Here is a 20,584-nt window from a genome sequence, read left to right as displayed (position 1 = left end):
CCCATACCCCGACCCCGGTCCAGGACGGACCGGAGCGCGATCCGCGAACGGATCCGCACAAGACGAAGGAGTCCCCGCCGTATGGCCACCACCTCGACCATCACACTGCGTGTGCGTGCCGACCGCGCGCGAGTGACGTTCGCGACCATCGTCGGCACCACCGTGGAGTGGTACGACTACTTCGTCTACGCGGCCATGGCCGGCCTGGTGTTCGGCAAGCTGTTCTTCGAGCCCGCGGGCGCCGGCGTGGCGACCATCCTGTCGTTCGCGACCGTCGGCATCAGCTTCCTGTTCCGGCCGCTCGGCGCGTTCCTCGCCGGGCACTTCGGCGACAAGCTGGGCCGCCGCATGGTGCTCGTCGTGACGCTGCTCGTCATGGGCGTGGCGACCACCGCGATCGGCCTGCTGCCCACCTACGAGCAGATCGGCATGGCGGCGCCGCTGCTGCTCATCCTGCTGCGCGTGCTGCAGGGCGTCTCGGCCGGCGGCGAATGGGGCGGCGCGGTGCTGATGGCCGTCGAGCACGCCCCTCGCGGCCAGCGCGGTCGCTACGGTGCCGCTCCCCAGATCGGCGTGCCGCTCGGCCTGCTGCTGTCGTCGGGCGTGATGGCGCTGATGACCGGCGTGATCAGCCCCGGCGACGCGTTCGAGGAGTGGGGATGGCGCGTGCCGTTCCTGCTGAGCATCGTGCTCATCGGCATCGGCTACTTCGTGCGCCGGTCGGTCGAGGAGAGCCCCGTGTTCGCGCAGATCGCCGAGCGCAAGGCCCAGACCAAGGCGCCGCTCATGCAGCTGCTGCGCACCTTCCCCCTGCTCGTGCTGCTCGCCGCGCTCAGCTTCGCGGGCCAGAACGCCACCGGCTACATGACCACGGGCGGCTTCATCCAGAACTACGCCACCGGCGACGCCCTCGGCATGGAGCGCACCCCGGTGCTGCTGGCCGTGACCGGGTCCGCCGTCACGTGGCTGGTGTTCACGTGGGTGGCCGGATGGCTCTCCGACCGGATCGGACGCCGCACGACGTACATCATCGGCTGGGTCTCGCTGCTCGTGGCCCTCGCGGCGCTGTTCCCGCTGGTGAACACGGGCGACCCGGTGCTGCTCTTCCTGGGCCTGGCGCTGCTGACGGTGGGCCTGGGTCTCGCGTATGGCCCGCAGGCCGCGTGGTTCGCCGAGCTGTTCCCCGCGTCGGTGCGATTCTCGGGCGTCTCGATCTCGTACGCCCTCGGGTCCATCCTGGGCGGCGCGTTCTCGCCGATGATCTCGGCCTGGCTGCTGCAGCAGACCGGCTCGACGCTGTCGATCACGCTCTACCTTTCCGTGATGGTCGCCATCGCGCTGGTGGCGACCCTGCTGCTGCGCGACCGGATGGGCATCCCGCTCGGCCCCGACCACGAGGACGAGCAGCGCGTGGGGGCCGTGTACGGCCGCCGCTGACCGGGCCAATCGGGCGAAGCCGTCGAGGGCATATCCGCGTCTCGACGGCTTCGCCGTTCTCGGGAAGACTGAGCGGCGGCACCCCTTCCGCCCGAGTGCACACCAATGTGCGTGTGGTCTCGCCTGACCCCGAGTGCACACGCAGATTGGTGTGGAGCGGAGCCGGGCGGAGCGAGTGCACACGCACATTGGTGTGCAGTGGTTCCGCGGGAGGGAGGGATCGTATATGATTTCAGATACGACATCCGACGAGAGCAAAGGAGCTCGGTACGTGACCGACGCAACGACCGATCCCCGCTTCGCCGCGCTGGCCCCCGCCCTCGGCGGCCGCGCGCCCGGCAAGATCATCGCCGTGCACCTGGCATACGAGTCGCGCGCCGCCCAGCGCGGACGCCGCCCCGCCGCTCCGTCCTACTTCTTCAAGCCCGCGAGCTCCGTGTCGGCGAGCGGATCCGAGATCGAGCGCCCCGCGGGCACCGAGCTGCTCGCGTTCGAGGGCGAGGTCGCGCTGATCATCGGCACGGCCGCGCGCAGCGTGTCGCTCGAGCAGGCCTGGGACCACGTCGGATGGGTGACCGCGTCCAACGACTGGGGCCTGTACGACCTGCGCGGCAACGACAAGGGCTCGAACGTGCGCAACAAGGGCCGCGACGGCTACACGCCGCTCGGCCCCCAGCTGATCGACGCGCGCACGATCGACCCGCGCGCGCTGCGGGTGCGCACCTGGCGCAACGGCGAGCTCGTGCAGGACGATCGGACGAGCGACGAGCACCTGATCTTCCCGCTCGCGCAGTTCGTGGCCGACCTGTCGCAGCACTTCACGCTCGAGCCGGGCGACATCATCCTCACCGGCACGCCCGCGGGCTCGTCGGTGGCCGTGCCCGGCGACGTGATCGAGGTCGAGGTGGACGCTCCGGATGCCGCCGGCGCGCCCTCGAGCGGGCGTCTCGTCACGACCGTGGTCGAGGGACCGGGCGACTTCGACCCCGCGGTCGGGTCGCTGCCGAAGGTCGACGACCTGCAGCGCGAGGAGGCGTGGGGGTCGCGCGAGGCGGCCGGCCTCGCCGAGCCGCAGCCCGTGCTGACCGACGCGCTGCGCGCCAAGCTCATGGAGGCCCCCGTCGCGGGCCTGTCGCAGCAGCTGCGCCAGCGCGGCATCCGCTCGATCTTCATCGACGGCCCGAAGTCGGACACGCCCGGCGCCAAGATCGTCGGCACGGCCAAGACCCTGCGCTTCGTGCCGCTGCGGGAGGACCTCTTCAAGACCCACGGCGGCGGCTACAACGCCCAGAAGCGCGCGTTCGACGCGGTGCAGCCGGGCGAGGTGATCGTGATCGAGGCGCGCGGCAACGCCGGATCGGGCACGCTCGGCGACATCCTGGCCCTGCGCGCGCAGGCGCGCGGCGCGGCCGGCATCGTGACGGACGGCGGCGTGCGCGACTACGCGCAGGTCGCGGGCTTCGACATCCCCGTGTTCTCGCAGGGCGGCCACCCCGCCGTGCTCGGGCGCTACCACGTGCCGTGGGAGCACGACGTGACGATCGCCTGCGGGGGCGTCACCGTGCAGCCCGGCGACATCATCGTCGGCGACGACGACGGCGTGATCGTGATCCCGCCCGCCCTGGCCGAGGAGGTCGCCGACGGATGCCTCGCGCAGGAAGCCGAGGACGCGTGGATCGCCGCGCAGGTCGAGGCCGGGCATCCGGTCGACGGCCTGTTCCCCATGAACGCCGAGTGGCGCGCGCGCTACGAGGCCGAGACCGGTGCGCACCGGGACCAGGCCTGACACGACCATGACCGCCATCGAGACCGCGAGCAAGTCCGAGCGCGCGTACGAGTGGATCCGGGAGCGCATCTCCCGGCGCGAGTACGGGCCGGGCTACCGCCTCGTGCTCGGCACGATCGCCGACGCGCTGGACATGAGCGTGGTGCCGGTGCGGGAGGCGATCCGGCGTCTGGAAGCCGAGGGGCTCGTGGAGTTCGAGCGCAACGTCGGCGCGCGCGTGGCGCTGGTCGACCGCGACGAGTACGTGCACTCGATGCAGACGCTCGGCGTGGTCGAAGGGGTCGCCACGGCGCTGTCGGCCCCCGGCCTCACCCCCGACGATCTCGATCGGGCCGAGGCGGTCAACGCCCGGCTGAAGGCGCTGCTCGACGACTTCGACCCGTATCGCTTCTCGCGCCTCAACGAGGAGTTCCACTCGCTGCTGTACGCGGCCTGCCCCAACCCGCACATCGTCGACCTGGTGCACCGCGGCTGGAACCGCGTGCACAACCTGCTCGACACGACCTTCGCGTTCGTGCCCGCTCGCGCCCACGAGTCGGTGCAGGAGCACGCGCACCTGGTCGAGCTGATCCGCTCCGGAGCGGACGTGCTCGACATCGAGATGGCCGCGCGCCAGCACCGCTGGCGCACCATGAACGCCTATCTCGCCGACCACTGACCATCTTCCGATCCACCCCTCGACGCAGGAGGAACCCGAATGAACACCACCCCGAACGAGACCGCTCCCGACTACACCGAGCGGCACGTTCCCGCCGACCTGCCGGAGAAGATCCAGCACTACATCGGCGGAGCGCACGTCGACTCGATCGACGGCGACACGTTCGACGTGCTCGACCCCGTGTCGAACCAGACGTACATCCAGGCCGCGGCGGGCAAGAAGGCCGACATCGACGCCGCCGTCACCGCCGCGCGCAAGGCGTTCCTCGAGGGCCCCTGGCCCGAGATGCTGCCCCGCGAGCGGTCGCGCATCCTGCACCGCATCGCCGACATCGTCGAGTCGCGCGATGCCCGCCTCGCCGAGCTCGAGTCGTTCGACTCGGGTCTGCCCATCACGCAGGCGCTCGGCCAGGCCCGCCGTGCGGCCGAGAACTTCCGCTTCTTCGCCGACCTGATCGTGGCGCAGGCCGACGACACCTTCAAGGTGCCGGGCCGCCAGATCAACTACGTCAACCGCAAGCCGATCGGCGTCGCCGGCCTGATCACTCCCTGGAACACGCCGTTCATGCTCGAGTCGTGGAAGCTCGGCCCGGCGCTGGCCACGGGCAACACGGTCGTGCTCAAGCCGGCCGAGTTCACTCCCCTGTCGGCCTCGCTGTGGGCCGGCATCTTCGAGGAGGCGGGCCTGCCCGAGGGCGTGTTCAACATCGTGCACGGCTTCGGCGAGGACGCCGGCGACGCGCTCGTGAAGCACCCGGATGTGCCGCTCATCTCGTTCACGGGCGAGAGCCGCACGGGCCAGATCATCTTCGGCAACGCCGCGCCCTACCTGAAGGGCCTGTCGATGGAGCTCGGCGGCAAGTCGCCCGCCGTGGTCTTCGCCGACGCCGACCTCGACGCCGCGATCGACGCGACCATCTTCGGCGTGTTCTCGCTGAACGGCGAGCGCTGCACGGCCGGCTCGCGCATCCTGGTGCAGCGCGACGTGTACGACGAGTTCGTCGAGCGCTACGCCGCCCAGGCGAAGCGCGTGAAGGTCGGCTACCCGCACGACCCGGCGACCGAGGTCGGCGCGCTCGTGCACCCCGAGCACTACGACAAGGTGATGTCGTACGTCGAGATCGGCAAGAGCGAGGGCCGTCTGGTCGCGGGCGGCGGTCGCCCCGAGGGCTTCGACGAGGGCAACTTCGTCTCGCCCACGGTGTTCGCGGACGTGAAGCCGGATGCCCGCATCTTCCAGGAGGAGATCTTCGGCCCGGTCGTCGCGATCACGCCGTTCGACACCGACGAGGAGGCCCTGGAGCTGGCCAACAACACCAAGTACGGCCTCGCGGCGTACATCTGGACCAACGACCTCAAGCGGGCGCACAACTTCTCGCAGAACGTCGAGGCCGGCATGGTGTGGCTGAACTCGAACAACGTGCGCGATCTGCGCACGCCGTTCGGCGGCGTCAAGGCCTCGGGCCTCGGCCACGAGGGCGGCTACCGCTCGATCGACTTCTACACCGACCAGCAGGCCGTGCACATCACGCTCGGCAAGGTGCACAACCCGACCTTCGGCAAGGAGGGCGGATCGGCTCACTGAGCCACCGCCCCCACCCACCTCCGCCCGCCCCCTGTTCGTCGAGCGAGCGAGCGAAGCGAATCGAAACGGCGCACCATCGCCATGAGGCCGTTCCACCGTTTCGACTCGGTCGCTTCGCTCCCTCGCTCAACGAGCGAGGTGGGTGGGACATCCCGAACCAAGAAAGCAGAGACGTTGACATGACCACCGAACCCACCACCGACCGCCGCGGAACCCTGACCTCGTCGGGCTTCTTCGTCTCGCAGGAGGCCCCGATCGAGGCCGAGAACGCCGTCGCGACCCCGAAGGCGCCGGCGCCCGACATCCTCCGCTGCGCCTACATGGACCTGGTCGTGACCGACCTGAAGAAGTCGCGCGAGTTCTACGTCGACATCCTCGGCCTTCACGTGACCGAGGAGGACGACGAGGCCATCTACCTGCGCTCGACCGAGGAGTTCATCCACCACAACCTCGTGCTGCGCAAGGGTCCGATCGCGGGCGTCGCCGCGTTCTCGTACCGCGTGCGGACCCCTGAGGACCTCGACAAGGCCGTGGCCTTCTATGAGGAGCTCGGCTGCCGCGTCATCCGCAAGCCGGAGGGCTTCACGAAGGGCATCGGCGACTCGGTGCGCGTGGAGGACCCGCTGGGCTTCCCGTACGAGTTCTTCTACCAGGCCGACCACGTCGAGCGTCTGTCGTGGCGCTACGACCTGCAGATCCCCGGCGAGCTCGTGCGCCTGGACCACTTCAACCAGGTCACGCCGGATGTGCCCCGCGCGGTGCGTCACTACCAGGACCTCGGCTTCCGCGTCACGGAGGACATCCAGGACGAGGAGGGCACGGTCTACGCCGCGTGGATGCGCCGCAAGCCCACCGTGCACGACACCGCCGCGACCGGCGGCGACGGCCCGCGCATGCACCACGTCGCCTTCGCCACGCACGAGAAGCACAACATCCTGGCGATCTGCGACAAGCTCGGAGCGCTGCGCCGTTCGGACGCGATCGAGCGCGGCCCCGGCCGCCACGGCGTCTCGAACGCGTTCTACCTGTACCTGCGCGACCCCGACGGCCACCGCGTCGAGATCTACACGCAGGACTACTACACGGGCGACCCCGACAACCCGGTCGTCACGTGGGACGTGCACGACAACCAGCGCCGCGACTTCTGGGGCAACCCGGTCGTCCCGAGCTGGTACACCGAGGCGTCGCTCGTGCTGGACCTGGACGGCAACCCGCAGCCCGTCGTGTCGCGCGAGCACAAGAGCGAGATGGCGGTGACCATCGGCGCCGACGGCTTCTCGTACACCCGCGCCGACGACGAGCAGGAGATGCCGTCGTGGAAGCAGGGCGAGTACAAGCTCGGCCACCAGCTGTAAGGACGAGAGCACATGCTGACATCGGAGCAGATCGCTCAGATCGCCGCGGAGCTGGCCGAGGCGGATCGCGCCCACAGCGTGATCCCCCGCATCACGGCCCGCTTCCCCGAGGCGACCATCGAGGACTCGTACGCGATCCAGGGCATCTGGCGCGACTCGCAGATCGCCGCGGGGCGGCGCCTCGTGGGGCGCAAGATCGGTCTGACGTCGAAGGCGATGCAGCAGGCGACGGGGATCACCGAGCCCGACTACGGGGTCATGTTCGATGACACCGTGTGGGAGTCGGGCTCGGTGATCCCGGCCGAGGACTTCTCGAACATCCGCATCGAGGTCGAGCTCGCGTTCGTGCTGAAGGACCCGCTGGAGGGCCCCGCCTGCACGCTGTTCGACGTGCTGCGGGCCACCGAGTACGTCACGCCCGCGCTCGAGGTGCTGAACTCGCACATCGAGATGGAGGGTCGCACGATCGTCGACACGATCAGCGACAACGCCGCCTACGGCGGCATGGTGCTGGGCGGCCGGCCCATGCGGCCCGACGACCTCGACCTGCGCTGGGTGGGCGCCATGCTCTACCGCAACGAGCAGATCGAGGAGACGGGCGTCTCGGGCGGCGTGCTGGGTCACCCCGGAATGGGCGTGGCGTGGCTCGCGAACAAGATGCACCAGCACGGCGCCCGGCTCGAGGCGGGCGAGATCATCCTGGCCGGCTCGTTCACGCGACCCGTGTGGGCCAAGGCGGGAGACAGCATCCTGGCCGACTACGGGCAGATGGGGACGATCGCATGCAGTTTCGCCTGAGCCCCACGCTGCGGCATCGCCTGGCCGAGTCGGATCGCGCGCTGTACGGCGGCTGGATCTGCTCGGGATCGCCCGTGATGGCCGAGATCATGGCCGGAGCAGGGCTCGACTGGCTCATGATCGACATGGAGCACGGACCGGTCGGGCTGAGCGAGGTGCAGTCGCTGCTGCAGGCGACCGCCGCCTACCCCGTGACGACGATCGTGCGGGTGCCCGCGAACGACGCCGTGTGGATCAAGCAGGTGCTCGACCTCGGCGCCCAGACGATCATGGTGCCCATGGTGTCCACGGCCGCCGAGGCCGAGGCGGCCGTCGCGCACGCGTCGTACCCGCCCCGGGGCCACCGGGGCGTGGGCAACGCGCTCGCGCGATCCGGCCGCTGGAACCGCGTGGACGACTACCTCGCCCACGCCGCCGAGCACACCTCGGTGATCGCGCAGATCGAGACCGCCCAGGGCGTCGAGAACGCCGAGGAGATCGCGGCGGTCGACGGCGTCGACGGCGTGTTCGTCGGCCCGAGCGACCTGGCGGCGTCGATGGGCCTGATCGGCCAGCAGACGCACCCGGATGTCGTCGCCGCCGTGCAGCGGGCGTTCGAGGGCGTGCGGGCGGCGGGCAAGCCCGTCGGCGTCAACGCGTTCGTCGAGTCGGCCGCGCGCGGCTACGTCGAAGCCGGTGCGCGGTTCGCGCTGGTGGGCGCCGACGTGGGACTCGCGGCCCGCGGCGCCGAGAAGCTGGCCGCGACGTTCATCCCGGCGGCCGACGACACGCAGCGCGCGTCGTACTGACCCCGGACACGAGACGAGGGGCGAGCGGATCACTCCGCCCGCCCCTCGTCGTGTCGGGGCCGTCGTGCGTCAGGCCTGCAGCTGACGGCGACGGACCAGCATCAGGGCCGCGCCGGCGCCGATCAGCAGGATGGCCGCCGGGAGGATCGGCGCCATGACCGCGCCCGTGGCGGCGAGCGCGCTGCCGACCACCGTGAAGGTGTCGGTGAACTGCGTGCCGTCGGGCGCGGTGACCACGAGCGTGTACTCGCCGGAGGCAGCCCAGCCCGGGATGCGGATGCCCGTCGCGAAGTCGCCCGAGTCATCCGTCACCACGGTGATCGGGCCCGCGATCACGTCGCCGCCGGGTCCGATGACCTCGACCTCGAGCTCGGTGTTCGGCGGGAAGCCGCCGCCCGTCACGGGCAGCTCCTCCCCCGCGTCGACCGACTCGCCCGCGTCGACCTCGGGTGCGTACACCGCGACCGACGCCGCGCTCACGTGCCCGTCGGCATCGGTGACGGTGACGGTGTAGTCGCCCGGCGCCGCGTCGGCTGGGATGGCCACTGCCGTGCCCGCCGGCAGCGTCCCCTCCGGCGTCATGGTGACGGTGACCGGGTCGCCCACGGGGTCGCCGTCGGCGTCGGTCAGCTGCACCGTCACCTCGGTGCTCGGCGGCCAGCCCTCGCTCGTGACCGGCAGGTCGGATCCGGCGTAGCCGGGACCTGCCGCCGCGGTGCGCGGCGTGTACACCCCGAACGCCGCGAGCGCCCGGATGCCGCCGCCGGTGGTCGCTACCACGGCGTACTCTCCGGCGGTGGCGTCATCCGGCACCGCGATCGGCGCCGTGAGGCCGCCCTCGCCGTCGGTCGTCACCGTGACCGGGTCGCCAACGGGGTCGCCGTCGGCGTCCGTCAGCTGCACCGTCACCTCGGCGTTCGCGGGCCAGCCGCTGCCGGCCGCGTCGAACTCGTCACCCGGGAACGCCGCCGCGGGGGCCGCCACGGTGGGCGTGTACACCGTGATCGTCACCGGAGCGGAGGGCTCCGACACGTTGCCCGCGTCATCGGTCGCGGTCGCGGTGATGGTGTGCTCCCCGTCTTCCAGCGGCTCGGCCGGGGTGAACGTCCACGTGCCGTCCTCGCCGACCTCGGTCTCGCCCACCGGCTCGCCGTCGACGATCACGGTGATCGTGGTGCCGGGCTCGCCGGTGCCCGCGATCTCCGGGGTCGGGTCGCCGATCGCGGCGCCGTCGTCCGGCGTCGTGATGACCGGCGCGTCGGGAGCCGCCGTGTCGACCGCGAACGCGATCGGACCATCGGTCGCCGTGTTGCCCGCCTCGTCGATCGCGGCGGCCTCCACGGTGTGGTCGCCGTCGGCGAGCGGCTCGGTGGGCGTGAACGTCCACGTGCCGTCCTCGCCGACCACGACGTCGCCCACGGGCTCGTCGTCGATGATCACGGTGACGGTCGAGCCCGGCTCGCCCGTGCCGGTGATCGGCGGCGTCGGGTCGTTCACCGCCTCGCCGTCGGAGGGCGAGGTGATCTCGACCGTGGGCGGCGTGGTGTCGACCGCGAACGCGTTGGTCGTCGGCTCCGACACGTTGCCCGCGGCGTCGGTCTGGGCGGCCGTGACGGTGTGGTCGCCCTCGGCGAGCGGCTCCGTCACGGGCGCCGACCAGGTGCCGCCCTCGTCCACCAGCACGTCGTTCGCGATGGGGGCGCCGTCGATCGAGACGTCGACCAGCGCACCGGGCTCACCGGTACCCGTGACGGTCGGCGTCGCGTCGGCGATGCTGCTGCCGTCGGCCGGCGTCTCGATCACGGGCGCGGCGGGCGCGACCGTGTCGATCACGAACGCGACGGGCTCGGACGGGCCCGACTCGTTGCCTGCGGCATCGGTCTGCGTCGCCGTGACCGTGTGCTCGCCCTCGTCGAGCGGCTCGGCGGGCGTGTAGCTCCACACACCCTCCTCGTCCACGACGATCGGCTCGTCGGCGGCCACCGGAGTGCCGTCGATCACCAGCTCGACCGTGGCGCCGGGCTCGCCCGTGCCGGTGATGGCCGGCGTGGCGTCGGCGACCACGTCGCCGTCGGCGGGTGAGGTGATCACGGGCGGCGCGGGGGCCGTCGTGTCGACCGTGAAGTCGTTGCTCGCGGGGTCCGACTCGTTGCCTGCGGCGTCGGTCTGGGTGGCCGTGACGGTGTGGTCGCCCTCGGCGAGCGGGTCGACGACCGGCGTCGACCACGTGCCGTCCTCGGCCACGAGCACATCGTCCGCGACCGGCGCTCCGTCGATCTCGACGTCCACGAGCGCGCCGGGCTCACCCGTGCCCGTCACCGCGGGCGTGGTGTCGTTCGTGCTGCTGCCGTCCGCCGGCGTCAGGATGACCGGGGCGTCGGGGGCGGTGACGTCCGTGACCTCGAACTCGTCGGTCGCGACGATGTCCGTCGGCGTGCCGTCAGGGTTCAGCGCCGTCGCCGTGATCGTGTACGTGCCCTCGGCCGCGGTGCCCGGGATCGGGTACGTCGTGTCGGCGGGGATGGCGCCATCCGCGTCCGTGGTGACGACGATCGGGTCACCGACCGCATCGCCCGCCGGGTCGGTGACCTGCAGGCTCACCCGGTTGGTGACAGGCCAGCCGTCGCCGGTCGCGGTCGTGGAACCACCCGTCTCGGCGTCGGTCGCCGCGACGGTCGGGGTGAAGGCGAGCTGCACGTTCGGGCCGACCGACGACGTGGCCAGATCGAGCGTCAGCGCGTCGGTGCCCGGCAGCAGCACGACCTGCACGGCCGTCACAGACGCCGTCTCGCCGATGCCATCGACTCCCGTGTTCTGCACGTTCAGGTTGATCTGCACGACCTCGGCCAGCAGGTCGAGCACGTCTGCCAGGCCGTCCGTCAGGCCGGTGACCGCCGTGTCGAGGGCGGTGCCCGCGGTGGCGACCGCGGTGTTGAGCACGGGCTGGATCACCGCACCCAGGGCGTCCTGCACGATGCCGGTCGCCAGACCGAGCGGCAGCGGCGCGAGCAGGCCCGTGCCGGCGATCTCGAGATCGGCGTCGGCGGCCAGGAGGTCCTGCACGGTCCCCGTGTAGTCGATCGTGAGGCCCGCGAGAGTCCCGCCCAGCGGCGAGGGGATCGCGAGGTCGGAGTCGACCGTGAGGTCGATGTAGTCGAGGGCGTTGTTCAGCAGGCCGGTGACGTCGGTCTGCAGCTCGCCGAGCAGCTCTGCGACATCCTCGCTGATCGCCTGCAGCAGGGCCGGGCTCAGCAGCGTCGAGTTCGCCGGGATGTCGTTGAGGTCGATTCCGCCGGCGAGATTGACAGTGATGGCGCCCGTGCTGGGGGTGATGGTGATGAGGTCCGTGCTGAGCGTGTCGTCGAGCAGGTCGGACACCGCCGCGCCGAGCCGCGAGTCCACCGTCACGGTGGTCGTGGGGTCGATGACCCCGCCGACCCCTGGGACCAGCGCGACGACATCCTCGACGGCCCCGCCGAGCGCGGTCTGCAGGTCGTCCTCGAGCCCGTTGACCGCCGTGTCCACCGCGGTGACGGCCGCATCCACGTCGCCCGTGAGCCCCGCGACGAGCGGCGACTGCAGGTTCGCCGTGGCGGCGGCGATCTCAGTGGTGCGGGTCAGCGTGCCGTCCTCGGCGAGCGTGGCCTCCGATCCGACGGCGCCCAGCCCGACGTTCGCGGTGGCGAGCAGAGCGTCGCCGCCGATGACCGGCACGTCCGTCAGCGGAAGCAGGTCGAGTCCGAGGCCGGTCGTGCCGGTGTTGGCGGTCGAGGCTCCCCCGGGGAAGGCCTCGGCGTACTGCTCGACCACGCCGAGGTCCAGCACGTCTCCGACGAGGACCTCGTTCGGCAGCCCGAGCGTGAGCAGGCTCAGGGCCTCGACGTCGAGGCCGGGGTCGTCCACGTCCGACGCCGGTCCTTCTGTCGCGTCGACGTAGTCCGCGTGCGCGCCTTCGATGCCCGCGACGGAGTCGAGGTCTCCGCCCAGCAGCGCACCGTCGAGGAACACCGCATCGGCATGCGACTCCTCGCCGACGACGGCGAGTGCGGGGGTGGGCGCGTAGACGCCCAGGGCCGCGAGGCTCGCGGCGGCGAGGCCGGCGACGGTCGAGGTCGCCCTCCGTCTGGCCAGACGCCTGCGCCGAGCGGCGCTGCGGGCAGATGACGCTTCATTGCGGGACATGCATGCTCCGATTCCCTCGAATCCGAATGGGAAGAGCGGGGTCACCGGGGTGCGCCGCAGGCGCGTGTGGCGAGTTCCCCCCTCGCGGCGCCAGTATCCGAGCGGGGCGGCAGACATGTCCACGCCCCCACGCGCCGCCGCGCGCACAGTGCGACGGCCGTGAACGAGGGGAACCTGCGAGAAGTCTGGGTGTCGCCGGTGCGGGACTCCTATGTCACGGGACACGTAACGAAAGCATCACGACATCCGGGCTGGACACGGCGTGCGCCGATCCGCTATTCGCGCGGGGACCTCACCAGTCGCCGTCCTCGTCGCGGAAGCTCTGCACCGCCACGTCGAGCCACGCGCGCGTGCGGGCGTTCGGGCGCATCTCGCGCGACCAGGCGAGCGCGACGAACGGGTTCGAGCCCGGTTCGTCGTCCGTCGGCGTCATGGCCAGGGGCTTCGACACGACGCGCAGCCCCGCGTACGACAGGTCGAGCTTGGGGCGCTGGAACAGCACCGAGAACCCCATGCCCGCGCCCACGAGCGAGCGGACGGTGGCATAGCTGCGCGACCGATGCCGCACGTCGGGCGTGATGCCCGCGTCGCGGAACAGATCGAGCACACGCGTCGAGATGGGCGGCGCGTTGAACAGGATGACCGGGTCGTCGGCCACATCCTGCAGCGTGACCTGGTCGCGGTCGGCGAGCGGGTGGTCGTCGGCCAGCAGCAGGTACGGCCGCACCGACAGCAGCGACACGGTGCGGATGTCCGGCCCGAGGCCCGCGTCGTACAGGAACGCGACATCGATGGAGCCGGCGAGCAGCTGATCCTGCAGGTCGTCGTGATACCCCTCGACGAAGTTGACGTCCACCTCGGGGCACGCCTCGGCGAACGCGCGGAGCATGTGCGGGATCACCGCGGGGGCGAGCGGCATGTAGCAGCCCACCGTGAGAGGCCCGCGCACCCGCGCGCGGTCGTCGCCCGACAGGTGCACGAGCTCGTCGGTGAGGTCGAGGATCTGCCGCGCCTGCGCGAACGCCGCCTGGCCCGCAGAGGTCAGGGTCAGGCCGTGCGCCTTGCGCTTGACGCACAGCTGAGTGCCGGTCAGCCGCTCGAGCTCGGCGAGCGACATCGAGATCGCCGACGGCGCCATGTGCAGGCGGCGTGCCGCCTCGCTGATCGTCCCGGCCTCAGCCGCCGTGACGAAGTGCCACAGCTGACGGAGCGTGATGCTGGGGTTGCCCCGGATGTCCATGGCAATGCCTCCCCGACACATCTTCAGCAGGACTGACGAATCAGCACTGAATTCGCCTGTTTACGTGAGCATACCCGGCGGACAGCATGGAACCATGCCCGACAACGCCGTCTTCCTCAGCCGCGCCGCCGAGATCCTCGGGGCCGAGAACGTCTACCAGCCCGGCGAGGAGCACCCGTACCTCGAGAAGTCCTACGCCGACCCCTACGCCCTGCACCCGGATGCTCCGTCCGCGGCCGGCGTGCGCCCGGGCAGCACCGAGGAGGTGCAGGCGATCGTGCGCCTGGCCAACGAGACGGGCACGAGTCTGTGGACCGTCTCGCGCGGCAAGAACCTGGGCTACGGCGGCGCCGCCCCCCGCACCCCCGACCAGGTCGTGCTCGATCTGAGCCGCATGAACGCCATCGAGAAGGTCGACCCCGAGCTCGCGTACGCCGTCATCCAGCCCGGTGTGACGTTCTTCGACCTGTTCGAGCACATCCAGCAGAACCGCCATCCGCTGTTCGTCTCGGTGCCGGCGCTCGGGTGGGGCTCGGTCCTCGGCAACGCGCTCGACCGCGGCTACGGCATGTCGCCGTACGGCGACCACGTGCAGCAGCTGTGCGGCCTGGAGGTCGTGCTGCCCGACGGATCGCTGCTGCGCACGGGCATGTGGGGGCTCGAGGACAGCCCGCTCGCCAACGTGTTCAAGGGCGGCTTCGGCCCGAACATCGACCAGCTGTTCACGCAGTCGGGCCTGGGCATCGTCGTGCGGGCCGGCATCTGGCTCATGCCGTGGCCCGAGGCGTTCGCCTCCGGTGACATCGTGGTCGACGACGTCGACGACGTCACGACGCTGATCGACCGGATCGCCGACCTGCGCCGTCGCGAGATCTTCCAGAACAACTGCCTCGTGGGCAATGTCGTGCGCGCCGGCACCATGAACGGCCCCCGCTCGCGCTGGTACACCGGCGAGGGGTCCATCCCCGACGACGTGGTCGAGGAGATGCGCCAGAAGATGGGCATCGGGCACTGGAACGCCCGCTTCGCGCTCTACGGCGATCCCGGCATGATCCGCGAGCGCATCCGGATCATCCGGGAGACGTTCGACCTGCCCGGCTTCGAGGTCAAGGTGCGCCTGTACGAGGGCCAGGACGGCAAGCCCGTCACGTACGACGACATCGACGAGAAGGACAAGACCACGATGGCGGGCGTGCCCACGCTCGCCGGTCTGAAGACCGTCGGCTGGTACGCGGAAGACGGCGGCCACACCGACCTGGCCCCGCTCATGCCGGCACGCGGCGAGGAGGTCTACGACTTCTACAAGGAGGTCAAGGCGCTCTACGCCGAGCACGGCTTCGACCTGTACATCGGCTACCACGTGTACGCGCGCCACCTCGTGCACGTCACGATGATCTTCTTCGAGAACGGCAACGCCGAGCAGCTCGAGCGCGCCCGCGCCCTCTACCAGGCCGTGTCGGAGGCGGCGCTGCGCCGGGGCTACACGCCCTACCGGGGCCACATCGACAACATGGACGACATCGCGGCGGGCTTCTCGTGGAACGACGGCGCCGCCATGCGCTTCCAGGAGCTGCTGAAGGACGCGATCGATCCGAACGGCATCCTCTCCCCCGGCAAGCAGGGCGTCTGGCCGAAGCGCCTGCGCGGCTGATCCGCGCTCCCCTCTCCGAAAGCAGGTTCCTCCATGCCCCGCGCTCCCCTCCGTCCGTTTCCGGCCCCCCGCGGTCTCACGCTCCTCGCGGGCGCCGGATGCGCGCTCGCGCTCATCGGGTGCGCGCCGGGTGGCACGTCGGCGCCGGCGGCCGACGGCGCGGATGCCGTCACCGTGCTGTATGCCCCGATCGCGTACGAGCCGCTGTTCATCGCCGAGCAGGAGGGCTTCTTCGAGGACGCCGGGCTCGAGGTGGAGATCAAGCGGGGCGGTCCGCCTCAGGACAACCTGGCGCAGGCGATCGGCGGCTCCGCCGACATCATCACGGCGGCCTGGGACACCATGACCACCTCGACGTCCGAGGGCGTCCCGGTGCGCGTGATCGCGGGGAACAGCGTGGTGAGCGACACCGTCGACACCTCGGGGCTCATCGTGCGGGCCGACAGCGGCATCGACGAGCTGGCGGATCTCCAGGGGCGGACGATCGCCTTCGACTCGCTCGGAGCGGGAGGCTCGGCCGAGGTCTATGCCGCGCTCGCCGACGCCGGGATCGGCAAGGACGAGGTCCGCCCCGTGGCGGTCCCGTATGCGGGCATGGCCGCGGCGCTCGAGGCCGGTCAAGTCGACGCGGTCTTCCCGTCGGAGCCCTTCTACACCCCGCTGGCGACGGATGCCGCCGACCGCGTCATCGCCAACCCCGTGCGCGAGACGCGCGCCGGTGCGCCGATCACGCTCTGGGCCGCCAGTACGCCGTGGCTGGAGGCGAACGGAGACACCGCCGCCCGATTCCTGGAGGCCATGGACCGTGCCATCGCGTTCTACGAGGACGAGGCGAACCTGGACGCCGTCAAGGCGATCCGCGCCGAGGTGTCGCAGACGCCGCTCGCCGAGGTCTCCGACACGCTTGTGCCGATGCGTCTCGCGATCGACACCGACGCCGTGTCGACGGCGGTCGACCAGCTGGTCGATTTCGGCACGGTCGACCGCGCCGTCCCGGTCGAGGACATCCTCTGGCGCGACGCGCCCACCCATTGACGGGTCCGTCGCACGCTGCCGAACGGCCGTCGCCGGAAAACTCCGTTCTCCGCGTGTGAGAACGTCGTTTTCCGGCGACGCGGCGTCAGCGGGCGACGAGGGAGAGCTCGGTCGGCGTGAGCAGGTGCGGCTCGGCGCCGCCGAACTCGAGGCGCTGCGGCGAGGCGGGGTCGAAGGGCGGCTGACCGGCCGGCTCGCCCGTGCGGGCGAAGCCGACGAACCACTCCCGCAGCGCGGCCGACGTGACGTCGAAGACCTCGTCGCCGAGGCCCGCAAGCATCGGGGCGTCGTGCCAGACCGCCCGCTCTCCGAACAGGAACGGCAGCGGGAAGCAGTGCGGGCTGCCCGCGCCCCGGAGGGGGCTCTGCACGCCGAACGACGCGACGTACGTCGGGATGCCGGCAGCCGCTGCCAGCTCGAGGTGCGCGAGCCGGAACTGGTGCAGCGTCATCGCCTCGATCATCCGCTGCTTCGGCGACGCATCCGGGCGCTTGGCATCGATCCACGCGGCCGCAGCCGCGGGGCCGGCGAACTTCGCGCCGAGGAAACCATCGACCGCGGGCGGGGGAAACGCCTCGTCGGGCGCGGGGAACAGGAACGCCGCGGCCTCCTCGGACGTCGACAGCAGCAGCAGCTCTCGCACGTGCAGCCGCGGCGCCGACGCCGCGAAGTCGTGCAGGCCGGCCGGGATGGGCCCGGCCGCCGCCGGCATGAGAGCCATGCCCTTGCCGGCATATGTGCGCGCCAGCGCACCCTGCGCCTCCAGCACGGCGTCGGCCGAGGCCTCGCGCAGGTCGCCGCCGAGCGCGTCGAGCAGCACGGCACGGCGCTGCGCGTAGGCGTCCGCCGTCAGCGGCGCCTCGCGCGGCAGGCTGATCAGCGCGGTGCGGGCGAACAGCCCCTCCGTGTCGGGCAGGGTCGAGAGCGCGTACGCGTACCACGCGCCGGCCGAGTCGCCGGCGAGCGTGATGTTGTCGGGATCCCCGCCGAAGGCGGCGATGCGCGCGACCACCCAGTCGATGGCGTGCAGGAGGTCACGCAGGCCGCGCTGCGACTCGAGCGGATCGCCTTCGGGGCCCAGGTGGCCGAGCACGCCGATGCGGTAGTTCACGGTCACCAGCACGATCCCCGCTTGCTCGACCAGCTCGGGCGACGTGAACCAGCGGGCATTGCCCGTTCCGGTCATGAACCCGCCACCGGGGATGAACACGACCACGGGCGCGCCGACCGCCCCGTCGGGCGCCTGCACCCGCAGCTGGAACGCGTCATGGCTCTGCGGCAGCTCGCCGTTCGCGCCGCCCAGCAGCGGGTTCAGCGATCCCGGCCGCTGCGGAAACGCGAGCGGGCGCTCGACCACGACATCCGGGATCCGGTCGGACAGCTCAGAGAAGCGGTCGGACGGGTCGAGCCGCTCGCCGTAGCGGACGACGACGTCGGTCATCGCAGGAACTCGTAGTCGTCGGGGTTCACCTGCTCGGTGATCCGCCAGTACTCGCTGGTGCGATACGGCCACACCTGCGAGACGCGGTTGAACCGGTTCTTGTACCAGGTCTTCACGTACGGCTGACCCCAGGTCATCCGGTAGTTCTCCTCGTCGACCCAGGCGATGTGCCGGTCGAGGGCCTCCTGCTTCAGGTCGAGCGCCTTCGCGTCGCGCTCGAGCAGCTCCCGGATCGACTTGACCGCGTACTCGGCCGCCCGCTCGATCATGAAGTGCAGCGCGCCGCCGACCACGCCGCCGGTGTTCGGGCCGAGCAGCATGAACAGGTTCGGGAATCCCGGCACCGTGATGCCCGCGAAGCCCTTGGCGTCGCCGCCCCAGTAGTCGTGGATCTCCACGCCGCCCCGGCCCACGATCTCAATCGGGTCGAGGTAGTCGGACGGACGGAAGCCGGTTGCGTAGATCACCACGTCGACGTCGAGCTTCTCGCCGTCGCCCGTGATGACGCCATCCTGCTCGAACGACGTCAGGCCGCTCGTGATCACGCGCGTCTGCGGCGACTTCAGCGCCCGCGCCCACACGCCGTTGTCGCGCAGCATGCGCTTGGCGGACGGCGGGTACGTCGGGATGGCGACCTCGAGCAGGTCGGGTCGACCCTCGTACTGCTCCTTGTAGCGCTCGACGACCGCCTGGCGGAACTCCTCGTTGGCGCGCGAGACGCTGTGGGGCACGCCCTCCCAGCCGTCCTCGGCCTTGGCGATGTGCAGACGTCCGTCGATGCCGCCCGCCGTGACCCACAGGCGGAACCAGTGCCCGTAGTGAGGCACCTTGGCGTGCAGCCATCGCGCGGCGTCGCTCATCAGCTCGTGGTACGTCGGAGCCGGCAGCATCCACGGCGCGCTGCGCTGGAACACGTACAGCTGTGCCACGTCGTCGACGATGGCCGGCACGATCTGGTACGCGCTGGCCCCCGTCCCGATCACGGCGACGCGCTTGCCGGCGAGGTCGGCCGAGTCGTCCCACTCCTGCGAGTGCATCTGCACGCCGGTGAACGTCTGCTGGCCCGGGAACTCCGGGATGAAGGGATGGTCGAGCTGCCCGACGCCCGTGATCACCGCCTGGAACGTGCGCGTCTGCTCCTGGCCGTCCCGGGTGCGGGTCGTGGCCGCCCACGTGCCGCTCTCCTCGTCGAACACGGCCTTGACGAGGTGGGTGCCGAACTCCACGGTCTCGTCGGTCCATCCGGCGCGCTCGAACGTGTCTTTGAGGTACTCGAGCACCTCGTGGCCCTCGGCGAACTGGTGCGGCCAGTCGGTGCGCTGGGCGAACGAGAAGCTGTAGCCGTAGGTGGGGGTGTCGAGGCGCACGCCCGGGTAGCGGTTCTTCCACCACGTGCCGCCGAGCGTGTGGGAGCCCTCGATCCACGTGAACGGGATGCCGGCCTCCTGCAGACGCCAGGCTGCGGCGATGCCGGAGATGCCGGCGCCCACGATCAGCGCCTCGAACGGACGGCCGTTCGCCAGGTCCTCGAACCGCCAGTCGGCGGCGCCGTTCTTGTCGGGCGCGATGTCGAGCTCGTGCTTGAGCTGCCCCGCGTAGCCGGCGTCGCGCGTGCGGCCGTCCGTGAACCAGTCGAGGATCTCGTCGGCCATGCCCTCGGGAAGCGTGTCGACCGACCGGATGCCCTCGTCGCGCAGACGGGTCAGCGCCGCGAAGCCGATCTCCCGAGCGCGCTCCTGCTGCGCGGGGGTCATGCCGCCGTGAGGCTCGAGGTAGGGGCCCATGGGCGGGATCGGCGGGCGCACCGCGTCCTCGAGGATCGACGTGTCGCGCAGCGCGGCGGCGAGCGACGCCAGCAGCACCGGCAGCTCGGCCTTCGCGACGTACGCGCGCAGCTCGTCGTCGGTCTCCGTGATCGCGGGGTATTCCTCGATCCAGTAGAGGTCGCCGTGCGGCGCGCGGGTGGCCTCCGACAGCGGTGTCGGGTTCGCGTTCATCTCATCCTCCTGCGATGGATCAGGCGTGCTCGGGAGCCGTCGCGGGCGACGGCGAGACGGATCGGCGGATCGCGCGGGCGCGATCGTCGACGAAGGTGCGCAGCTTGTCCACGACGCGGTGCTCATCGGCCGCCGTGAACACCGCGGCGACGTAGCGGTCGGGACGCACCGCGATGAAGACGGGTTCGCCGGGCGCGGATGCCGTGAGCACGGGCGTCGACTCGGCGACCTCGCCGGCCTGAGCCGGCGCGCCCGGAGGCAGCACCCGCAGGTGCACGGCGTCGATGCCGTGCCAGTACGGGTCGCGCGCGTCGAGGCGGTTCGCGGCGCCGCCGACCTGCAGCAGCGCCCACCCCCGGCCGAGGTGGACGTCGAGCCCCGCCTCCGACCCGTCGGCGGCGAGGACGGTCGGCTGGCTGAGCGCCCGCCCCACGGCGACGCCCTCGAGGGCCGTCTCGCCCGCGACCGCAACGCCCGCGGCGTAGTCCGCCGGCGTGATGAAGCGCATGTTGGCCAGGAACTCGCGCACGCGCGGCACCATGCTCACCGTGCGCACGACCGCGTCGCGCACGCGGGTCACGACCGGGTTGGTGGCCATGACGACCGCGCCGATGCGGTGCGAGACCGTGACC

The 20,584-nt window shown here is 71.2% G+C and carries 13 protein-coding genes and 1 pseudogene; 9 read left to right on the top strand and 5 right to left on the bottom strand.

All coding sequences use genetic code 11. The annotated features are described in order from the left end of the window. Positions 1 to 81: 81 nt before the first annotated feature. From ABTW64_RS13710 to ABTW64_RS13680, 7 genes are all read left to right on the top strand, one after another. Positions 82 to 1,437: an MFS transporter gene (locus tag ABTW64_RS13710; protein ID WP_350623357.1), complete on the top strand. Its 1,356-nt coding sequence runs from the start codon at positions 82 to 84 to the stop codon at positions 1,435 to 1,437. Positions 1,438 to 1,708: 271 nt separating this feature from the next. Then, positions 1,709 to 3,223: a fumarylacetoacetate hydrolase family protein gene (locus ABTW64_RS13705; RefSeq protein WP_350623355.1), complete on the top strand. Its 1,515-nt coding sequence runs from the start codon at positions 1,709 to 1,711 to the stop codon at positions 3,221 to 3,223. Between the two features lie 7 nt (positions 3,224 to 3,230). After that, positions 3,231 to 3,881, top strand: a complete 651-nt coding sequence (locus ABTW64_RS13700; RefSeq protein ID WP_350623353.1) for a GntR family transcriptional regulator — start codon at positions 3,231 to 3,233, stop codon at positions 3,879 to 3,881. Positions 3,882 to 3,920: 39 nt separating this feature from the next. Further along, positions 3,921 to 5,465: a 5-carboxymethyl-2-hydroxymuconate semialdehyde dehydrogenase gene (gene hpaE, locus ABTW64_RS13695; RefSeq protein ID WP_350623351.1), complete on the top strand. Its 1,545-nt coding sequence runs from the start codon at positions 3,921 to 3,923 to the stop codon at positions 5,463 to 5,465. A 179-nt stretch (positions 5,466 to 5,644) separates the two neighbouring features. After that, positions 5,645 to 6,820: a 3,4-dihydroxyphenylacetate 2,3-dioxygenase gene (hpaD, locus tag ABTW64_RS13690; protein WP_350623349.1), complete on the top strand. Its 1,176-nt coding sequence runs from the start codon at positions 5,645 to 5,647 to the stop codon at positions 6,818 to 6,820. 12 nt (positions 6,821 to 6,832) lie between these two features. Next, positions 6,833 to 7,618: a 2-oxo-hept-4-ene-1,7-dioate hydratase gene (hpaH, locus tag ABTW64_RS13685; RefSeq protein WP_350623347.1), complete on the top strand. Its 786-nt coding sequence runs from the start codon at positions 6,833 to 6,835 to the stop codon at positions 7,616 to 7,618. Beyond that, positions 7,603 to 8,406, top strand: a complete 804-nt coding sequence (locus tag ABTW64_RS13680) for an HpcH/HpaI aldolase family protein (protein WP_350623345.1) — start codon at positions 7,603 to 7,605, stop codon at positions 8,404 to 8,406. The genes hpaH and ABTW64_RS13680 overlap by 16 nt, the downstream gene beginning before the upstream one ends. A 69-nt stretch (positions 8,407 to 8,475) precedes the next feature. Here ABTW64_RS13680 and ABTW64_RS13675 read toward each other — a convergent pair whose 3' ends face one another. Both ABTW64_RS13675 and ABTW64_RS13670 read right to left on the bottom strand, forming a co-directional pair. Beyond that, entirely contained in the window at positions 8,476 to 12,588 is a 4,113-nt protein-coding gene (locus ABTW64_RS13675; RefSeq protein WP_350623343.1) for an Ig-like domain-containing protein, read from the bottom strand. 292 nt (positions 12,589 to 12,880) lie between these two features. Further along, complete coding sequence (locus tag ABTW64_RS13670; protein ID WP_350623341.1) at positions 12,881 to 13,828, bottom strand: LysR family transcriptional regulator; 948 nt, start codon at positions 13,826 to 13,828, stop codon at positions 12,881 to 12,883. Between the two features lie 94 nt (positions 13,829 to 13,922). Here ABTW64_RS13670 and ABTW64_RS13665 point away from each other — a divergent pair, with 94 nt between their 5' ends. Together ABTW64_RS13665 and ABTW64_RS13660 are read left to right on the top strand one after the other, a co-directional pair. Further along, a complete protein-coding gene (locus ABTW64_RS13665) occupies positions 13,923 to 15,479 on the top strand; it encodes an FAD-binding oxidoreductase (protein WP_350623339.1) in 1,557 nt (518 codons plus the stop codon). A gap of 33 nt (positions 15,480 to 15,512) precedes the next feature. Next, on the top strand, positions 15,513 to 16,514 hold the full coding sequence (locus ABTW64_RS13660) for an ABC transporter substrate-binding protein (protein WP_350623337.1): 1,002 nt from the start codon (positions 15,513 to 15,515) through the stop codon (positions 16,512 to 16,514). A gap of 85 nt (positions 16,515 to 16,599) precedes the next feature. Here the strand turns inward: ABTW64_RS13660 and ABTW64_RS13655 are convergent, their stop codons facing one another. The 3 genes and pseudogenes from ABTW64_RS13655 to ABTW64_RS15335 all read right to left on the bottom strand — a co-directional run. Beyond that, entirely contained in the window at positions 16,600 to 17,955 is a 1,356-nt protein-coding gene (locus ABTW64_RS13655; RefSeq protein ID WP_350623335.1) for a carboxylesterase family protein, read from the bottom strand. After that, on the bottom strand, positions 17,952 to 19,952 hold the full coding sequence (locus ABTW64_RS13650) for a flavin-containing monooxygenase (RefSeq protein ID WP_350623333.1): 2,001 nt from the start codon (positions 19,950 to 19,952) through the stop codon (positions 17,952 to 17,954). Before ABTW64_RS13650 ends, ABTW64_RS13655 begins: the two co-directional genes overlap by 4 nt. Positions 19,953 to 19,971: 19 nt before the next feature. Continuing rightward, positions 19,972 to 20,370: pseudogene (locus ABTW64_RS15335) on the bottom strand (hypothetical protein); the annotation flags it as partial. Between the last annotated feature and the right edge of the window lie 214 nt (positions 20,371 to 20,584).

This window comes from Microbacterium sp. NPDC096154 (assembly GCF_040302945.1).
GTDB lineage: Bacteria > Actinomycetota > Actinomycetes > Actinomycetales > Microbacteriaceae > Microbacterium.
Note: the sequence above shows the minus strand (reverse complement) of the source record. Positions and strands in the feature narration are given on the sequence as shown.

Bases quoted from the DNA above. Each gene is read 5' to 3' on its own strand.
- ABTW64_RS13710 (WP_350623357.1), top strand. From the start codon at position 82: ATGGCCACCACCTCGACCATCACACTGCGTGTGCGTGCCGACCGCGCG.
- ABTW64_RS13700 (WP_350623353.1), top strand. From the start codon at position 3,231: ATGACCGCCATCGAGACCGCGAGCAAGTCCGAGCGCGCGTACGAGTGG.
- hpaE (WP_350623351.1), top strand. From the start codon at position 3,921: ATGAACACCACCCCGAACGAGACCGCTCCCGACTACACCGAGCGGCAC.
- hpaD (WP_350623349.1), top strand. From the start codon at position 5,645: ATGACCACCGAACCCACCACCGACCGCCGCGGAACCCTGACCTCGTCG.
- hpaH (WP_350623347.1), top strand. From the start codon at position 6,833: ATGCTGACATCGGAGCAGATCGCTCAGATCGCCGCGGAGCTGGCCGAG.
- ABTW64_RS13680 (WP_350623345.1), top strand. From the start codon at position 7,603: ATGCAGTTTCGCCTGAGCCCCACGCTGCGGCATCGCCTGGCCGAGTCG.
- ABTW64_RS13675 (WP_350623343.1), bottom strand. From the start codon at position 12,588: ATGTCCCGCAATGAAGCGTCATCTGCCCGCAGCGCCGCTCGGCGCAGG.
- ABTW64_RS13670 (WP_350623341.1), bottom strand. From the start codon at position 13,828: ATGGACATCCGGGGCAACCCCAGCATCACGCTCCGTCAGCTGTGGCAC.
- ABTW64_RS13665 (WP_350623339.1), top strand. From the start codon at position 13,923: ATGCCCGACAACGCCGTCTTCCTCAGCCGCGCCGCCGAGATCCTCGGG.
- ABTW64_RS13660 (WP_350623337.1), top strand. From the start codon at position 15,513: ATGCCCCGCGCTCCCCTCCGTCCGTTTCCGGCCCCCCGCGGTCTCACG.
- ABTW64_RS13655 (WP_350623335.1), bottom strand. From the start codon at position 17,955: ATGACCGACGTCGTCGTCCGCTACGGCGAGCGGCTCGACCCGTCCGAC.
- ABTW64_RS13650 (WP_350623333.1), bottom strand. From the start codon at position 19,952: ATGAACGCGAACCCGACACCGCTGTCGGAGGCCACCCGCGCGCCGCAC.